General features: G+C 64.3%; 17 protein-coding genes. 8 read left to right on the plus strand and 9 right to left on the minus strand.

Going from position 1 to position 15554, the window contains the following annotated elements; translation table 11 throughout:
• The first annotated feature begins 150 nt into the window (after nucleotides 1-150).
• Nucleotides 151-291 (plus strand): hypothetical protein, encoded by a 141-nt coding sequence (locus tag LMTR13_RS41740; RefSeq protein WP_197521124.1) that lies wholly within the window; start codon nucleotides 151-153, stop codon nucleotides 289-291.
• Nucleotides 292-339: 48 nt separating this feature from the next.
• Here LMTR13_RS41740 and LMTR13_RS17920 read toward each other — a convergent pair whose 3' ends face one another.
• Entirely contained in the window at nucleotides 340-948 is a 609-nt protein-coding gene (locus LMTR13_RS17920; protein WP_065728994.1) for an FMN-dependent NADH-azoreductase, read from the minus strand.
• A 97-nt stretch (nucleotides 949-1045) separates the two neighbouring features.
• Between LMTR13_RS17920 and LMTR13_RS17925 the strand changes: the two genes are divergently transcribed.
• Complete coding sequence (locus LMTR13_RS17925; protein WP_065728995.1) at nucleotides 1046-1447, plus strand: winged helix-turn-helix transcriptional regulator; 402 nt, start codon at nucleotides 1046-1048, stop codon at nucleotides 1445-1447.
• Here the strand turns inward: LMTR13_RS17925 and dprA are convergent, their stop codons facing one another.
• A complete protein-coding gene (dprA, locus tag LMTR13_RS17930; RefSeq protein WP_065728996.1) occupies nucleotides 1448-2563 on the minus strand; it encodes a DNA-processing protein DprA in 1116 nt (371 codons plus the stop codon). It abuts the gene before it with no gap.
• 119 nt (nucleotides 2564-2682) lie between these two features.
• Between dprA and LMTR13_RS17935 the strand changes: the two genes are divergently transcribed.
• Nucleotides 2683-3936, plus strand: coding sequence for an amidase (locus LMTR13_RS17935; protein WP_065728997.1), 1254 nt, complete (start codon nucleotides 2683-2685; stop codon nucleotides 3934-3936).
• Between the two features lie 65 nt (nucleotides 3937-4001).
• On the opposite strand, the gene plsY is transcribed toward LMTR13_RS17935, so the two are convergent.
• Genes plsY through LMTR13_RS17950 form a run of 3 tightly spaced genes read right to left on the minus strand, consistent with a single transcriptional unit; the run spans nucleotide 4002 to nucleotide 6887 of the window.
• Nucleotides 4002-4595: a glycerol-3-phosphate 1-O-acyltransferase PlsY gene (plsY, locus tag LMTR13_RS17940; protein ID WP_065728998.1), complete on the minus strand. Its 594-nt coding sequence runs from the start codon at nucleotides 4593-4595 to the stop codon at nucleotides 4002-4004.
• Between the two features lie 33 nt (nucleotides 4596-4628).
• The gene (locus LMTR13_RS17945; RefSeq protein WP_065728999.1) at nucleotides 4629-5930 is read right to left on the minus strand and encodes a dihydroorotase; all 1302 of its coding nucleotides are present in this window, start codon (nucleotides 5928-5930) and stop codon (nucleotides 4629-4631) included.
• 3 nt (nucleotides 5931-5933) lie between these two features.
• Nucleotides 5934-6887 (minus strand): aspartate carbamoyltransferase catalytic subunit, encoded by a 954-nt coding sequence (locus tag LMTR13_RS17950; RefSeq protein ID WP_028345624.1) that lies wholly within the window; start codon nucleotides 6885-6887, stop codon nucleotides 5934-5936.
• Nucleotides 6888-7129: 242 nt separating this feature from the next.
• On the opposite strand from LMTR13_RS17950, the gene LMTR13_RS17955 reads away from it, so the two are divergent.
• The 4 genes from LMTR13_RS17955 (at nucleotide 7130) to LMTR13_RS17970 (ending at nucleotide 11727) form a co-directional block, all read left to right on the plus strand.
• The gene (locus LMTR13_RS17955; RefSeq protein WP_197521125.1) at nucleotides 7130-8440 is read left to right on the plus strand and encodes an NADase-type glycan-binding domain-containing protein; all 1311 of its coding nucleotides are present in this window, start codon (nucleotides 7130-7132) and stop codon (nucleotides 8438-8440) included.
• A gap of 68 nt (nucleotides 8441-8508) precedes the next feature.
• Nucleotides 8509-9222: a M15 family metallopeptidase gene (locus LMTR13_RS17960; RefSeq protein WP_065732777.1), complete on the plus strand. Its 714-nt coding sequence runs from the start codon at nucleotides 8509-8511 to the stop codon at nucleotides 9220-9222.
• Between the two features lie 22 nt (nucleotides 9223-9244).
• The gene (locus LMTR13_RS17965; RefSeq protein WP_065729001.1) at nucleotides 9245-10888 is read left to right on the plus strand and encodes an acyl-CoA dehydrogenase family protein; all 1644 of its coding nucleotides are present in this window, start codon (nucleotides 9245-9247) and stop codon (nucleotides 10886-10888) included.
• 56 nt (nucleotides 10889-10944) lie between these two features.
• A complete protein-coding gene (locus LMTR13_RS17970; protein ID WP_065729002.1) occupies nucleotides 10945-11727 on the plus strand; it encodes a CPBP family intramembrane glutamic endopeptidase in 783 nt (260 codons plus the stop codon).
• 27 nt (nucleotides 11728-11754) lie between these two features.
• Here LMTR13_RS17970 and LMTR13_RS17975 read toward each other — a convergent pair whose 3' ends face one another.
• From LMTR13_RS17975 to LMTR13_RS17985, 3 genes are all read right to left on the minus strand, one after another.
• Entirely contained in the window at nucleotides 11755-12678 is a 924-nt protein-coding gene (locus tag LMTR13_RS17975; protein ID WP_065729003.1) for an AEC family transporter, read from the minus strand.
• Nucleotides 12679-12680: 2 nt separating this feature from the next.
• Nucleotides 12681-13163 carry a Holliday junction resolvase RuvX gene (gene ruvX, locus LMTR13_RS17980; RefSeq protein ID WP_065729004.1) on the minus strand — a complete coding sequence of 161 codons (483 nt, stop codon included), beginning with the start codon at nucleotides 13161-13163 and terminating at the stop codon, nucleotides 12681-12683.
• Nucleotides 13164-13246: 83 nt separating this feature from the next.
• Nucleotides 13247-14182, minus strand: coding sequence for a cyclase family protein (locus tag LMTR13_RS17985; protein ID WP_065729005.1), 936 nt, complete (start codon nucleotides 14180-14182; stop codon nucleotides 13247-13249).
• Nucleotides 14183-14378: 196 nt separating this feature from the next.
• Here LMTR13_RS17985 and LMTR13_RS17990 point away from each other — a divergent pair, with 196 nt between their 5' ends.
• Nucleotides 14379-14594 carry a hypothetical protein gene (locus tag LMTR13_RS17990; RefSeq protein ID WP_065732778.1) on the plus strand — a complete coding sequence of 72 codons (216 nt, stop codon included), beginning with the start codon at nucleotides 14379-14381 and terminating at the stop codon, nucleotides 14592-14594.
• On the opposite strand, the gene LMTR13_RS17995 is transcribed toward LMTR13_RS17990, so the two are convergent.
• Entirely contained in the window at nucleotides 14581-15462 is an 882-nt protein-coding gene (locus LMTR13_RS17995) for a LysR family transcriptional regulator (RefSeq protein ID WP_065729006.1), read from the minus strand. The two genes, LMTR13_RS17990 and LMTR13_RS17995, sit on opposite strands and share 14 nt — an antisense overlap.
• Nucleotides 15463-15554 lie beyond the last annotated feature (92 nt).

A 15554-nucleotide genomic window follows, 5' to 3' on the forward strand; every position in this document is an offset into this window, starting at 1 on the left:
GGCGGTCTGATGACGTGATCTCCTTCGCGCCGGCGGTTCTGGCACCTGCGGCGTATTGGCGCTGAGCCAGAACACCCATTGAATACCAACGACAGTTGCTGGACATTTCGGGAGCAGGAGTTTTGCCAACCGAAGAACGGGAGGGCAGTCATGCCGAAAACCGCTGGCGTATCTTCGTCGGCGTCGCAGAATTCGGACACCGCCCAACTTGTTTCCGTCGCGCTGTTTTCCGGTGTCGGCCTACTGGCTTCCCTGATCGTCGTTATCCTCCGTATCAACGGTGTCTTCTGATTGAACGGCTGCCGTCGCGCATGGCGGCGGCAACCGCTCTCGTTCTCACTAGGCCGCGCGCAGGTCGCTTGCCGCCTTCAGCGCGCCGGCCACGGCTTTTTCGCGGTGCTCCTGACCGACCTGAATGCCGTCGGCGGAAATGAATTCCGGATTCTTGATGCCGATGAAGCCGAACACCCAGCGCAAATAGGTTTCGAGATGTTCGCCGAGCGCGGTCGGCGCGCCCGGGCCATAAAACCCGCCGCGTGAAATCGCCACGATGACGCGCTTGTTGCCGGCCAATCCATGGACACCTTGCGCGTCGTACTTGAACGTCTTGCCCGCGACCAGGATGCGGTCGATCCAGGCCTTGAGCTGGCTTGGGATCGTGAAATTGTACATTGGCGCGCCGATCACGACGACGTCGGCCGCCAGAAACTCTTCCAGCACCGCCTGACCGGCGGCGATGTCCTCTCGCAATGCAGCTTCCGGGGCCGCTCCCTGGCTAGCGGCGAGGTGTGAACCGGTGAGATGCGCCAGCGGCGTCAGCGCGAGATCGCGGTAGCTGACGTCGAGGCCGGGGGTGGATTGGCGCAGGCGATCGACGATGGCGGCGGAAACCTGGCGGCTGACGGAGTGGGGGCCGAGAACGCTGGAATCGAGATGCAGAAGCTTCATGAGGGGTCACCCTTGGTATACGTTTGTAACTGGCGCTATATGAGTGACTGTCGTAAGGTCCCGCAAGAACGCACATTTTTTACACCCGAGCACACCCATGAGACCCGAGCACAAAAATGTGCCTGCCCTGCCAGCCGGTCCTCACCTCGACAGTGACTGCCGCGGCGCGGCCTCTGTGTTGGCGCGGGTCGGCGACAAATGGAGCGTGTTCGTGATCATGATGCTTGGCGATGGGCCGAAGCGTTTCAACGAGATCAAGCGCATGATCGGTGGCATCTCGCAGCGCATGCTGACGCTGACGCTGCGCGGGCTCGAACGGGATGGTCTCGTAACGCGAACGGTATTTCCAACCATTCCGCCGCGCGTCGATTACGAATTGACCGATCTGGGGCGTGGTCTATCCGCGCCAGTGAAGGCGCTCGGCACGTGGGCAATCGAGCATCAACCGGAGATCCAGCGCGCGCGGATGAAGTTCGACGCGCGCAATGACAATGCGTGATTAGATCAGCGACACCAGCCCGCCGCCGTGACGCTCCAGCCGTCCGGCCAGTTCGAGTTCGAGCAACACCGTGCGAACGATGGTGGGCGAGAGGCCCGACATCCGGATCAGATCGTCGAGGCTGACCGGGCTCGGCCCCAGCAACGCAACGATGCGCTCGCGTTCGCGTGGATCGGTATCGAAGTCGAGCGGCTCGTCGTCCTCGCGTGCCTCTAGCATGACCGGTCGCTCCAGGATCGGCTGAATGGCGTTGATGACGTCGCTGGCTTCGGTGACCAGCGCCGCGCCCTGCTTGATCAGGTCATTTGTCCCGGCGGCGCGCGGATCGAGCGGCGAGCCCGGTACTGCGAACACTTCACGGCCCTGTTCGGCGGCCATCCGCGCCGTGATCAGCGATCCCGACCGATGCGCGGCCTCGATCACGACGACGCCGAGCGAGGCGCCCGAGATCAGGCGGTTGCGGCGTGGAAAGTCGCGGGCGCGCGGCACATGGCCGAGCGGCATTTCGGAAATCGCACCGCCATGCTCGAGCAGGGCGGCGAGCAAATCCTCATGCTCCGGCGGATAGATCCGGTCGTGGCCACCGGCCAGCACCGCGATCGTGCCGCTTTGGATGGTCGCGCGATGCGCGGCCTGATCGATGCCGCGCGCCAGCCCGGATATGATGACAAAGCCGGCGTCGCCGAGGTCGCGCGCCAGTTGGCCGGCGAATTTCAGTCCGGCGCCGGAAGCGTTGCGCGAGCCGACGATCGCGATCATCGGCCGCATCAGAGCGTCGGGTGCGCCGCGCACGCCGAGCAGCGGCGGCGGATCGTCGAGCGTCGCCAGCCGCGGCGGATAGGCGGCTTCGCCCGGCGCAAGCAGCGAGACGCCGATCCTGTTCGCTCCGGCGATCTCGGCCCGCGCTTCCTCCTCGCTGCAGATGCGCCCCGAACGCGCAGCTCCGCCACGCCGCGCCAGATCGGGCAGCCGCTCCAGCGCCGCGCGCGCATTGCCGAAATGGCCGAGCAGCGAGTTGAAGGTGCGCGGGCCGACATTGTCGCTGCGGATCAGCCGCAGCCGGTCGATCCGCTCGGCGTCGGTGAGGTGAAGGGTTTGTGGCGTCCGGTCATGCATGCGGACACAGCTTTGCCCAACCTGAGATTGCAATCAACCTGTTTTCGGATCGCGGGCTCTCCCGCTTGCTCAGGGCCGGCGCGCTCCGTAACTTGCCTCGCCATTGCAGGAAGCCCCCGATGATCTCTCTCGCCAAACTCCAGCGCCGTATCGATGCCGGTGATCTTTCTGCCGACGACTCCATCGCGCAGTCGCTGGAAGCCATCACCGCACAGGACAAGACCATCGGCGCTTTCGTCTGCCGTGCCGAAAATCTGCGAGCGGCAAGCGACGGACCGCTGCGCGGCATTGCGGTCGGCATCAAGGACATCATTGATACGGCGGATTTTCCGACCGAAATGGGCTCGCCGATCTACCGGGGATATCGGCCGCGCGGCGACGCAGCCGTCGTGATGATGCTGAAGCAGGCAGGCGCTAGCATCATCGGCAAGACCACGACGACGGCATTCGCCTCCGTAGATCCGACGCCGACGTTCAATCCGCACAACAAGGGTCATACACCCGGCGGATCGTCATCTGGCTCGGCCGCCGCGGTGGCGGCCGGCATGGTCCCGCTGGCGCTGGGAACGCAAACCGGCGGTTCGGTGATCCGGCCGGCCTCGTTTTGTGGTGTCGCCGCGATCAAACCGTCCTACCACTTGCTGCCGACCGTCGGCGTCAAATGCTTCTCGTGGACGCTCGATACGGTCGGGCTGTTCGCGGCCGGTGTCGATGATGTCGCGCGCGGGTTGTCCGCAATGACCGGCCGGCCCGAATTGCTTCTTCCGCCGACGATTTCAACACCGCGCATCGGCGTCGTGACCCAGGATTTCGCCGGCGCGCCGGAAGCATCAGGCGAGGCGGCGTTGCGGATTGCGAGGCGGGCGGTGGAGAAAGCCGGTGCCACGGTGCGCGCATTGGCCTTGCCCAAAAATGTTGCCGAGGCGTGGCGTGCGCAACCGGTCGTGCAGGAGTTCGAGGCGCATCGGGCGCTCGCCTGGGAATACCGTGAACATTACGATGCAATGGCGCCGCTCTTGCGGGCCAAGCTGGACGGGAGCAGGGACACAACATCCTTCGCGTATGACGAAGCGATTGCAGTAGCGACCCGCGCCAGACAGGCGCTGGAAAAGGTGTTTGACGGTGTCGAAGTGCTGCTGACCTTGTCGGCGCCTGGCGTGGCGCCCAAGGGACTGGGCTCGACCGGCGACGCCCGTTATAATCGGGTGTGGACCCTGATGGGCGTGCCCTGCGTCAACGTTCCGGCGCTTGTGGCGGAAATCAATTTGCCGGTGGGCGTGCAGGTGATTGCGAGATACGGCGCTGATGCCCAAGCACTCGCGGCGGCGCGATTTGTGGAGCAAGCTCTCGCAGGGCGGATTAGCGCAGCGTAATCCGCCAAATCATCTGGTCCAATCGGCGGATTGCGCTGCGCTAATCCGCCCCAACGGCAATACGCCTACTTTGCCCCGATGCGCCCTTCGGTCCCGGACTGCAAGCGCTTGATGTTCTCGCTGTGCTTCCAGAACAGCAGCAGCGTCAGCCCGACGAACAGCGAGGCCAGCGCGGGGTGGCCGAACCACCACAGGAACAGCGGCGTGACGAACGCTGCGACCAGTGCCGACAGTGACGAATAGCGCGTGGTGACGGCGGTGGCCAACCAGATCAGGCAAAACATCACGGCGGCCGGCCAGAACAGGCCGATCAGCACGCCGATATAGGTGGCGACTCCTTTGCCGCCGTTGAATTTGAGCCAGACCGGGAAGAGGTGGCCGAGGAAGGCGCCGAGCGCGCCCAGCATCGCCGCATCGGCGCCGCCGAAATAGCCTGCGATCATCACCGCAACCGTGCCCTTGAGCATGTCGCCGATCAGCGTCGCAGCGGCCAGGCCCTTGCGCCCGGTGCGCAATACGTTGGTGGCACCGATGTTGCCGGAGCCGATAGAGCGCAGGTCCTGCGTGCCCGCGACTGTGGTCAGCACCACCCCGAAGGGAATCGAGCCCAGCAGATAGCCGAGGATGAACGCCAACGGCAGCCATACTTCAGGTGACATCGCCGTTACTCCGCGCGGGCTGGTTCGGACGAATCAGACGTGTTCATAGACCGTCCGCCCGCCCACGATAGTACGCACGACGCGCCCCGAGAAGCGGGCTTCGTCGAACGGAGTGTTCTTGCACTGCGATTTGAGGTCGGCGGGATCGAGTACCCAGGGCGTATCGGGGTCGATGACGATCACGTCCGCCGGGGAACCCGCCCGCAGCGAGCCGCCGGGCAGGCCGAGAAGCTCCGCAGGGCGGGTCGACATCGCCCGGATCAGCGTCTTGAAGTCCATTTCGCCGTTGTGGATCAGGCGCAGCGCCGCCGGCAGCATGGTCTGCAGCCCGACCGCGCCGGCGGCGGCTTCCGCGAACGGCAGCCGCTTGACCTCGACGTCCTGCGGATTGTGATCGGACATCACGACGTCGACCAGGCCGGAGGCGACCGCCGCGACCAGGGCGAGGCGATCCTCTTCGGTGCGCAGCGGCGGCGACAGCTTCAGGAAGGTACGATAGGGGCCGATGTCGTTTTCGTTCAGCGTGACATGGTTGATCGACACCGAAGCGCTGACGTCGAGACCGGCGTCGCGCGCGCGCTTGAGGATTTCCAGCGACTCCATCGACGATAGCGAGGCCGCATGATAGCGCCCGCCGGTCAGCGCCACGAGACGCATGTCGCGTTCGAGCATCACCGCCTCGGCGGCGTTGGGAATGCCGATGAGCCCAAGACGCGCGGCGAACTCGCCCTCATTCATCACGCCTTCGCCGACCAGATCGGGATCCTCGGTGTGGTGCACGATCAGCGCGTCGAAATCACGCGCATAGGTCAGCGCCCGGCGCATCACCTGCGCGTTGGTGACGCTCTTGTCTCCATCGGTGAAGGCGACCGCGCCGGCGGCCTTCAGGAGGCCGATCTCGGTCATCTCCGCACCGCCCAGCCCCTTGGTCAGCGCTGCCATCGGGTGGATGTTGACAATCGCGGTGTCGCGGGCGCGGCGCAGCACGAAGTCGACGGTTGCCGAATTGTCGATGACGGGCGAGGTGTCCGGCTGGCAGATGATGGTGGTGATGCCGCCGGCGGCCGCCGCCTGGCTCGCGGAGGCAAAGGTTTCGCGATGGCTGGCGCCGGGTTCGCCGACAAAGGCGCGCATGTCGATCAGCCCGGGGGCGACGATCTTGCCGGCGCAATTGACGATGTCGGTGCCCTCGGGCACGCCGGCGGCGCCAATGCCGCGTCTGGAATCACGGATCGTTCCGTCGGCAATCAGGACGTCGCCGGGGCCATCGAAATCCCTCGAGGGATCGACGACGCGGGCATTCGCAAGCAGGATCGGGCGGCGGTCGGTCAGCATGGTTTACGCGTTCGGCAGGTTGCGGGCGAGCGCTTCAAGCACCGCCATCCGCACTGCCACTCCCATTTCTACCTGTTCACGGATCAGCGATTGCGCGCCGTCGGCCACGATCGAATCGATCTCCACGCCGCGGTTCATCGGTCCCGGATGCATCACCAGCGCGTCCGGCTTGGCGTAAGCGAGCTTCTTCTGGTCGAGACCGAAATAGTGGAAGTATTCGCCCGACGACGGCACGAAGGAGCCGTTCATACGCTCGCGCTGCAGCCGCAGCATCATCACGATATCGGCACCGTTGAGGCCTTCGCGCATGTCGCGCGCGACCTCGACGCCCATCCGTTCGATGCCGCGCGGCAGCAGCGTGGAGGGAGCGACGACGCGAACGCGCGCGCCCATGGTGTTGAGCAGGAGGATATTGGAGCGTGCCACGCGGGAATGCATGACGTCGCCGCAGATTGCGATCACGAGGCCTTCCAGCCGGCCTTTATTCCGGCGGATGGTCAGCGCGTCCAGCAGCGCCTGGGTCGGATGCTCGTGCGCGCCGTCGCCGGCATTGATCACGGAACCGTCGACCTTGCGCGCCAGAAGTTCCACCGCGCCGGAGGCGTGGTGCCGCACCACCAGGATATCCGGGTGCATGGCGTTGAGCGTCACAGCGGTGTCCATCAGCGTCTCGCCCTTGCGGATCGAGGACGAGGACACCGACATGTTCATGACGTCGGCGCCCAGCCGTTTTCCCGCCAGTTCGAACGAGGATTGGGTTCGGGTGGACGCCTCGAAAAACAGGTTCACCTGGGTGCGACCGCGCAAGGAGGTGCGCTTTTTGTCCACCTGGCGGTTGAGCTCGACATATTCCTCGGAAAGGTCGAGCAGGCCGGTAATGTCGGCAGCGGAAAGCCCCTCGATTCCCAGCAGATGCCGGTGTCCGAGGACGAAGGTCGATTTCGATGCAGGGGTCATTAAAGCCAGAGCTATAGGCAGAGATGCCAGGCAGGGCAAGTCTCAAATCCGAGGTGCGGACTTATCCACTAGGGCTTCAGCGGCACGGTAAGCGGCCGGATGGTAGGACCCGGCGAGCGATTCAGCTAGGATGGCGCACAGTGCATCAGGCTGGGCAAAACGTGGGGCATTTCGTTCAATTCGTTCGGATCGCGTCGCGGACGCTGCTGATAGCCGTCGCATGCCTGTCGGCCACGGTAGCCATGGCTGAGAAACGCGTCGCGCTCGCCATCGGCAACGATCTCTATCCAAATCTGCCCGCCGACCGGCAACTCAGGAAAGCGGTTAAAGACGCCACCACTATCGCGGGCACGCTGCGATCGCTGGGTTTCGAGGTCATCGTTGGCACCAACCTGGGCCGCCAGGCGATGATCGACAAGCTGGCCGAGTTCACCGCGCGCCTGCAGCCGGGCGACACCGCCGCGTTGTTCTTCGCCGGACATGGCGTGGCAATCGGTGGCGTCAATTATCTGATCCCGAGCGATGTGCCGGCCGTCACCGAGGGCGCGGAAGCTCGCGTGCGCGGCGCTTCGCTCGCCGAGCCCGATCTGATCGCGGAACTGCAGGCGCGATCGGTCCGCGTCGCGCTGCTGGTGATCGATGCCTGCCGCGACAATCCGTTCCCGCGTGCCGCCGGCCGCTCGATCGGCAACACGCGGGGGCTGGCCGATGCCAAGCCGGCGCGCGGCATCTTCACGCTGTATTCCGCCGGCATCGGCCAGACCGCGCTGGATCGCCTCGGCGGCAACGACGCCGCTCACAATTCGGTGTTCACCCGGATCTTCGCCGAGCAATTGAAACGGGCGGACCTCCATCTCGGCGATCTCGCCGTCGAAGTGCGCGAACGCGTCGCCGAGCTGGCGCTGAAAGCAACCGATGAGCGCGGTCAGCCCGCGCCGCACGAGCAGACGCCGGCCTATTACGATCAGACGCTTGGCGGGCGCATCTATCTGGCCGGGCAGCCGGGCAGTGGTCGCATTGAGAGACCTGCCACCAAGCTCGCGAATGTCGCCCCTGAATCCGAGCGCGCGGTGCGCCCGTCGCGGCCGGGAGCGCCCGGCGAAAGCTGCGCGCGCAACGGCTACGAAACCTATTGCGTCAGTTCGGTACTGAAGCCGCAGTTCGACAATGCGTACGGCGCGCAGAATCTGTTCAACGCTTCCGCAGGCGCGGCATGGGTGGAGGGCAGGGACGGCAATGGGATCGGCGAGTGGATCACGATCGAGTTCGACGCCATGCGTCTGGTGAAGTCCATCAAGGTCCGGAACGGCTACCAGAAGAACAACGATATCTTCCGGAAGAACAACCGGGTGCGCCGGTTGCGCGTGGTGTTCTCGCAAGGCGAAACAGAGACGTTTACGCTGCGCGATAGCCTCGGCTCGGAAATGCTGACGCTGCCCAGGCCGGTGAAGGCGTACTGGGTGAAATTCATCATCGACGACGTCTGGGCCGGTAACAAATACACGGACACTGCGATCACGAAACTGGTGGTCAATTCGGAGCGGGCGCCGTGATCCGGGCGGCGCGGTTCACGAAGGCTTTCAGACGGACGGTTCTCGCGGCGGTAACGGTCGCGGGCTGCATCGCAAGCGCCTCCGCGCACGCACAAAAGCTCCCGGCCGGCTTCGTCTATCTGCGCGATATCGATCCGACCATCATCCAGGATATCCGTTACGCCGGCTCGAACAATTTTGTCGGCCGGCCGCTGCGGGGCTATCAGGCCGCCGAATGCGTGGTGAAGCGCGAGGTAGGTGCGCTCTTGAAGAGCGTTCAGGAAGAACTCGCGCTGCAGAGCCTTTCGCTGAAGATGTTCGATTGTTACCGCCCGGTGCGCGCGGTGGCCGACATGGTGACGTGGTCGCGCGATGGCCGCGAAACACCGGCGCAGAAGCGCTACAATCCTTCGTTCAGCAAGGTCGACCTGTTCCGCCTGGGCTATATCGCCGAGCGTTCCGGCCATTCCACCGGTGCCGCGCTCGATCTCACATTGGTTGACCTGAAGGCCGATAATTCAGCCACCTTCGATTCCAGCAAGGACTACGGCGACTGCATTGCCAATGTTAACCTGCGCGCGCCGGAAGGCAGCGTCGACATGGGCACCGGCTACGATTGTTCCGATGTCAGGTCGCACACATCAGCAAAATCCATCACGGCGGATCAGCGCCGCTGGCGGCAGAAGCTGGTCCTGGTGATGGCGCGGCGAGGATTTGTAAACTATTCGAAGGAGTGGTGGCACTTTTCGCTGCCGGGCGCGGGCGGGCAGGCCTATGATTTCCCGATCACGCCGCGGAAGTGATTTAACGGTTCCAGGATCAGCCATGAGCCAGGCAAGTTTTTCGACCCACGAGGTCTTCAACCAGTCGCCGCCGTTCGAGGACGTCGATCTATATGCGCTGGACCGGCCGCTGGTCGATGCGGTCGCCGCCAATGGCGGCGCGGCGGCGCAAGGCGAGTTGTCCGACTTCGGCAAGCATTGGGGTTCCGCGGCGATGGCGGAACGCGGCCGCGTTGCCAACGAGAATACGCCGAAACTGCGTACCTTCGATTCACGCGGCAATCGCCGCGACGAGGTCGAGTTTCACCCCGCGTATCACGAGCTGATGGCGCATAGTGCGCATGCTGGCGTACACAATTCGACCTGGACCGCCGACGGCAAGCCGGCGGGTGGGGCGTCGGAGGTGATACGGGCAGCAAAATTCTACATGGCCGCGCAGGTCGAGACCGGGCATCTCTGCCCGATCACCATGACACGGGCCTCTGTTGCTGCGCTAGCGGAACAGTCCGACCTCTTGGCTAGCGTGATGCCGGTCCTCACGACGCGTTCCTATGACCCGAGCTTTGCGCCGTGGCCGACAAAACGCGGCATGACGCTCGGCATGGGCATGACCGAGAAGCAGGGCGGCACCGACGTCCGCTCCAACATGACCTGGGCGGAGCGCGACGGGGAGGCCTACCGCATCACCGGACACAAATGGTTCATGTCGGCGCCGATGTGCGACGCCTTCCTGGTGCTGGCGCAGGCCGAGCAGGGATTGACGTGCTTCTTCATGCCCCGCTTTACCCCCGACGGCTCGGTCAACGCGATCCGGTTCCAGCGGCTGAAGGACAAGCTCGGCAACCGCTCCAATGCTTCCTCGGAAGTCGAGTTTCACGGCGCCTATGCCGAGCGCATCGGCGAGGAAGGCAAGGGCATCCGCACCATCATCCAGATGGTGCAGTTGACGCGGCAGGATTGTGCGATCGCCTCCGCCGGCCTGATGCGATCGGGCCTGGCGCATGCGCTGCACCATGCACGGCATCGCAGTGTGTTCCAGAAACATCTCGCCGATCAGCCGCTGATGCAGGCGGTATTGTCGGACATGGCGCTGCATGTCGAAGCCACGGTCGCACTGGCGATGCGGCTGTGCCGTTCGTTCGACCGCGCACCTGACGACGCCAAGGAGGCCGCTTATATGCGGCTGCTGACGCCCGCCATCAAATACTGGGTCTGCAAGAGCGCGCCGGGCTTTCTCTACGAGGCGATGGAGTGCCTCGGCGGCAATGGCTACGTGGAGGAGGGCATTCTGGCGCGCCATTACCGGGAGTCGCCGGTCAATGCGATCTGGGAAGGTTCCGGCAATGTGATGTGCCTCGACGTGCTGCGCGCGCTGTCGCGCGAGCCGGAAGCGGCCTCCAGCATCGTGCATGAATTGACCGGCGAGACGCTCGGATTGCCGGGCGCGGGCGAAGCAACCGCGTTCATCGGCAAGGCGTTCCACCGGCCGGACAGCGAGCGTGTGGCGCGGCTGGCGGTCGAAAAACTGGCGCTGCTCGCGGCTGCTGCGGCGCTCAATGCTGTGTCGCCGCACCATGCTGAGTTGTTCGCAACCACGCGCCTTGCCGGCAACCACGCCGGCATGTACGGCGCGGTCGATCTGGATAGTGGCGATGTCCGCGGCCTTCTGGAGCGCGCGCTGCCGTGAACATGTTTCCCACCGTCATGGCCGGGTTCGGCATGACGACATCGAGAAAGTGATTGATGGATTCCCTCACCACCGCAAGTCCCACCGCTATCCCGCCAGCGATGCCAGATCAGCGGCCGCCACGCGCCTGGAAATTCTGGGGCACGACGCTGTGGGGCGTGTTCATCTTTGCCGCGATGTTCCTCGGCCAACTCTCGGTCATCATCTATTTTGTGCTGCGGCAGGGCGGATCGTTCGACATCGCCGAGGCGATCCGTGTCATCGGCGGCGGCCTGACGATCTCGCTCTCGGTAATCCTGGGATTGCCCGCCGTGCTGTTGGCGACGTGGATCGCGATCCGTCCGACGCGCATACCGTTTGCCGATTATCTGGCGCTGCGCTGGCCCTCATGGCGCAATTTCTTCGTCGGCCTCGCTGCGTTAGTCATTCTCGTCGGCGGCTGGGACCTGCTGTCGCGCGCGCTCGGGCGCGAGGTGACGCCGGGCTTCATGGGCGAGGTCCTGAAAACAGCGCAAGCCGACGGCGCGCTGTGGCTATTGGTAATCGCGTTTGCCGTCGCCGCGCCGATGTGGGAGGAGATCTTCGCGCGCGGGTTTCTCTACCGCGGCTGGTCGGAATCGCGGCTCGGCGTCGCCGGGGCCATCTTCCTGTCGTCGCTGGCCTGGACTTCGCTGCATCTGCAGTACGACTGGTTCTTTTTCGGCGAGGTGTTTTCGATCGGGCTGCTGCTGGGCTATCTGCGCTACCGCGCCAATTCTACCTGGCTGACGATCGTGCTGCACGGGATCAACAATCTGGCGGCGACGATACAGACCTTCTGGCTGGCGGGGCAGGGATAGAGGTTTCTCCGTCATTGCAATGACGAGTTAGGCAACCAATGCAATTGCGATCGGCATCGTAGCCGCCGCCAGAATGGTCTGCAGCGTGATGATCTGGGCCAACAGCGGTGCGTCGCCGCCCATTTGGCGCGCCAGCACGTAAGCCGATGAGGATGTCGGCACAGCGGCGCAGGCCGTCACGATGGCGAGGTTCGAACCCGACAGTCCGAACCAGAGCGCCAGCGTGACCGCGATCACGGGCATCAGCACGAGCTTGAGGACCAGCGCGACCGAGGCGGCGAGGCTCGGCCGGAACATGCCTTCGAGGTGCAGGCCGGCGCCCGTCACCAGGAGGCCGATGGCGAGCGAGGAACGTCCGAGTGCATCGGCGACCTCATGCCAGAGCTTTGGAAGCGGGATGTGGGCGACGTTGAGCGCGAGCCCGATGACGCAGGCCCAGATCAGGGGATTGAGCGTCACGGTCGCGACGATGGCGCCAACCGAACGCTTTTCCGGCGAAGCGTAATGGGCAAGCACGGAGACGCTGAACACATTGACCAGCGGGATGATGGCGACCATGGCGACGGACGCCAGCGCCAGCCCGAGGTCGCCGAACAGATTGCCGGAGACGGCGAGCGCCACATAGGTCTGCCAGCGGGTGGCGCCCTGGAAGATCGAGGTGAAGGCGGGGCCATCGACCGACAGTCGGGCGAGCAAAGGCCGTAGCGCAAGGCACAGCAGCGACATCAAGAGCACGGAGAGCAGCAGCGCGCCGCCGACGCCGGCGACCGGCACCTTGCTCAGGTCGGCCTTGACCAGCGTCTGTACCAGCAGCACCGGAAACAGCACGTAATAGGTCAGTCGTTCCAGCCCATGCCATTGCGTCTCGGGGCGGATCAGCGTCCGCTTCAGCACGAAGCCGAGCACGATCAGCAAGAACACCGGCAGCAGCGCCGCGATGACGACCGCCATGCTCAGCGATCCCTGCGCAGTCTTGCGAGCCGGTCCAGCGCACCCTGCAGGATGAAGATCGCGGCGTGCTCGTCGATCACCTCGGCGCGGCGCGCGCGGGAAACGTCCATGCCGATCAGTTCGCGCTCGACGGCTGCGGTCGAAAGCCGCTCGTCCCACAAGGCAATGGCAAGCCCGGTGAGACTGGAAAAATTACGGGCAAAGGCACGGGTCGATTGCGCGCGCGGCCCCTCGCTGCCGTCCATGTTGATGGGCAGGCCGAGCACGAAGCCGACCGCGTTGCGCTCGCCAGATATCGCCAATAGCCGCGTCGCGTCCGCCCTGAAGGCCTTGCGCTGGATGGTCTCGACGCCGGTCGCGAGACGGCGGTCGGGATCGGACACCGCGACGCCGATGGTCTTGGTACCGAGATCGAGGCCGATCAGGGCGCCGCGCTCGGGCCAGTGGGTTACGGCGTCGATCAACGGGAGAATGGGGGCGGGCATAGCTCCGCTTAACACGCGGTGCGTTGCATGCGCAAAGCCGATCGCGACGTGGCATCCATGCAAGAACGCCACGCCGCGTGGTCTTACCGGATCGCTACCGGGTTGATCATGCTCTGCACGGCGCCTTTGAAGCGCGGCTGGCCGAGGACGAACAGGAACTCATAGGCTTTGTCCTTGGCCAATTCCGCGGTGTCCATGTTCTCCAGAATGTAGGTGCCGTTCATCGTCAGCAGGATCTGGTGCACCTCGAACACATTCTTGGTCTCGAACGGGACCGCTTCGACACCCCAAGTGTCGGCACCGACAGCCACCACACCCTTGCCGGTCAGATATTTGGCACCCTCAACGCCGAGACCGGGTTCGCCGGCGCCAAAGCGCTTGTCGTCCTTGCCGATCAGGCTGAGCCAGCCGGTATGGAAGATCACGACGTCGCCCTGGCGGATTTCGACGTTCTGTTTCTTCGCGACTTCCTCGATCTCCTTGACGTTAAAGGCGGTGCCTTCCTTGACCACGTCGGTGTTGTAGTAGGCGGCCATGTCGAGCAGAACGCCACGCGTCACCATCGGCGGGACCTTTTCGACGCCGAGCTTCTTCAGCCCGGTGGGATCGGCAAAATCAGCCAGCTTGTTGCCGTTGTAGTAGACGTGCTCGACGCCGATATGGCCGAGGCCGTCGAGCTGGCTGCCGACGCCGACCCAGCCCTCGATGATGTCGTCATTGTAGGTGGTCTTGGTAGGCCCCAACCCGGGAATGCCAGCCTGGCCGGGCTGCACGATCGTCACCTTGAAGGCCCGCGGCGGGTACGCTGGGGTCTTGGAGTCGACGGGGATGCCAAGCGCGTAGGTCTTGCCGGTCTTGACCAAACCCGCGGCCTTCACGACAAGTTCGGGCTTCATGTAATTGGCGGCGCCGATCTCGTCGTTCGGTCCCCATTTCGATTTTGTCCAGTCTTGAGCGCTTGCCGTTCCGACCGTACCCAACAGGGCAACAGAACAGCACAACACGAATGCGTTGCGCATCGCAGTTCCTCCCAGATGCTGACGTTATGGTTTTTGGTAACTAGCGGCTCATACTAACGTAGCGGTGCGCGGCGGCTAGAATTTTTTCGAGCGATGCGTGTGTTGCGATGGAAAAGCCGCGAGTGCTGCGCCGCAATTCGATTTATGGAGCATTGAGGTCGCGGAATTTTCGCGCAACGGAACGTGGGGCAGTTCAGTGGATGCGCTTAGCCTGTTTGGTTTGTTCGCGGTGACCGCGATGCTGGTGGCCTATGCGCTGGAGGACCGCCGCCACTGGTTCATCCTTGCCTTTGCAGGCGCATGCGCGCTCGGCTCAGTGTACGGATTTCTGCAGGGCGCCTGGCCGTTCGGGCTGGTCGAAGCGATATGGGCCGGCGTCGCGCTGCGGCGCTGGCACGTCAGGCGGCGATGACCTCACCGTTATTTTCCAGGCAGGCGGCAAAACCCTGCAGCGCGCTATATTGATGCGCGCTGCGGCGGGTGATGAAGAGCGTATCGACGCGTGCCTGCGCCGGGTTCAGCGTGTGGACGTTGACGGTGTCATTTCGCCCGACCACGGCGCGCGGCAACAGCGTCACACCCATATCGGCGGCGACGCAGCCGATCATGCCGTCGAGCGTGCCGAGTTCGAACCGCGCGGAAGACGGCCAGCCGAACTCCGAAAACACCTGCTCGAGCCGCTGCCGGTAAGTGCATCCGGTGCGGAAGACCAAGGCGGTCGGACCCGAGCCGGGCGTTCCCGCGCGTAAAGCACTGAGGCTCTGCCAGCGCCGTGCCGTGACCAGCACCAGTTCTTCGCGGAAGGCGAGCGTCGTGTCGAGTTCGGCATGCTCGATAGGACCGGCAACGAATGCGCCGTCAAATGTGCCGTTGAGCACGCCGGCCACGAGGTCAGCCGTTGTCGAGGTCCGCAGGCTCAATTGAACAGCAGGGAAGCGGCGATGGAATTCGGCAAGCAAAGAGGGCAGGCGCACCGCAGCCGTCGTCTCCATCGAGCCAATGGAAAGCGGACCCTTCGGCTCGCCATCGTCGCGCGCGGCGAGCACCGCCTCGCGTGTCAGCGCCGCCATCCGTTCGGCATAGGGAAGCAGGCGGCGGCCGGCACCGGTCAGCGTCATGCCGCGGCTGTGCCGTTCGAACAACGCGGTGCCGATCTCGGCTTCCAGCGCCTTGACCCGTTGGGTGACGTTTGACTGCACGGTGTTGAGTTCGTCGGCGGCGCGGGTGATGCCGCCGAGCCGGGCGACGGTTGAGAAGGTGATGAGATCGCTCAACTCCATCGTGAGCTCCGTTTCATTCTAGAGATGGTAGAGTTCTATAGTATTCATTTTTGGAGAATGATAGTTCGGCCTAGATTGCCTGTCCAGATTGC

This window comes from Bradyrhizobium icense (assembly GCF_001693385.1).
Classification (GTDB): domain Bacteria; phylum Pseudomonadota; class Alphaproteobacteria; order Rhizobiales; family Xanthobacteraceae; genus Bradyrhizobium; species Bradyrhizobium icense.

Bases quoted from the DNA above. Each gene is read 5' to 3' on its own strand.
- LMTR13_RS41740 (WP_197521124.1), top strand. From the start codon at position 151: ATGCCGAAAACCGCTGGCGTATCTTCGTCGGCGTCGCAGAATTCGGAC.
- LMTR13_RS17920 (WP_065728994.1), bottom strand. From the start codon at position 948: ATGAAGCTTCTGCATCTCGATTCCAGCGTTCTCGGCCCCCACTCCGTC.
- LMTR13_RS17925 (WP_065728995.1), top strand. From the start codon at position 1,046: ATGAGACCCGAGCACAAAAATGTGCCTGCCCTGCCAGCCGGTCCTCAC.
- dprA (WP_065728996.1), bottom strand. From the start codon at position 2,563: ATGCATGACCGGACGCCACAAACCCTTCACCTCACCGACGCCGAGCGG.
- LMTR13_RS17935 (WP_065728997.1), top strand. From the start codon at position 2,683: ATGATCTCTCTCGCCAAACTCCAGCGCCGTATCGATGCCGGTGATCTT.
- plsY (WP_065728998.1), bottom strand. From the start codon at position 4,595: ATGTCACCTGAAGTATGGCTGCCGTTGGCGTTCATCCTCGGCTATCTG.
- LMTR13_RS17945 (WP_065728999.1), bottom strand. From the start codon at position 5,930: ATGCTGACCGACCGCCGCCCGATCCTGCTTGCGAATGCCCGCGTCGTC.
- LMTR13_RS17950 (WP_028345624.1), bottom strand. From the start codon at position 6,887: ATGACCCCTGCATCGAAATCGACCTTCGTCCTCGGACACCGGCATCTG.
- LMTR13_RS17955 (WP_197521125.1), top strand. From the start codon at position 7,130: ATGGCTGAGAAACGCGTCGCGCTCGCCATCGGCAACGATCTCTATCCA.
- LMTR13_RS17965 (WP_065729001.1), top strand. From the start codon at position 9,245: ATGAGCCAGGCAAGTTTTTCGACCCACGAGGTCTTCAACCAGTCGCCG.
- LMTR13_RS17970 (WP_065729002.1), top strand. From the start codon at position 10,945: ATGGATTCCCTCACCACCGCAAGTCCCACCGCTATCCCGCCAGCGATG.
- LMTR13_RS17975 (WP_065729003.1), bottom strand. From the start codon at position 12,678: ATGGCGGTCGTCATCGCGGCGCTGCTGCCGGTGTTCTTGCTGATCGTG.
- ruvX (WP_065729004.1), bottom strand. From the start codon at position 13,163: ATGCCCGCCCCCATTCTCCCGTTGATCGACGCCGTAACCCACTGGCCC.
- LMTR13_RS17985 (WP_065729005.1), bottom strand. From the start codon at position 14,182: ATGCGCAACGCATTCGTGTTGTGCTGTTCTGTTGCCCTGTTGGGTACG.
- LMTR13_RS17995 (WP_065729006.1), bottom strand. From the start codon at position 15,462: ATGGAGTTGAGCGATCTCATCACCTTCTCAACCGTCGCCCGGCTCGGC.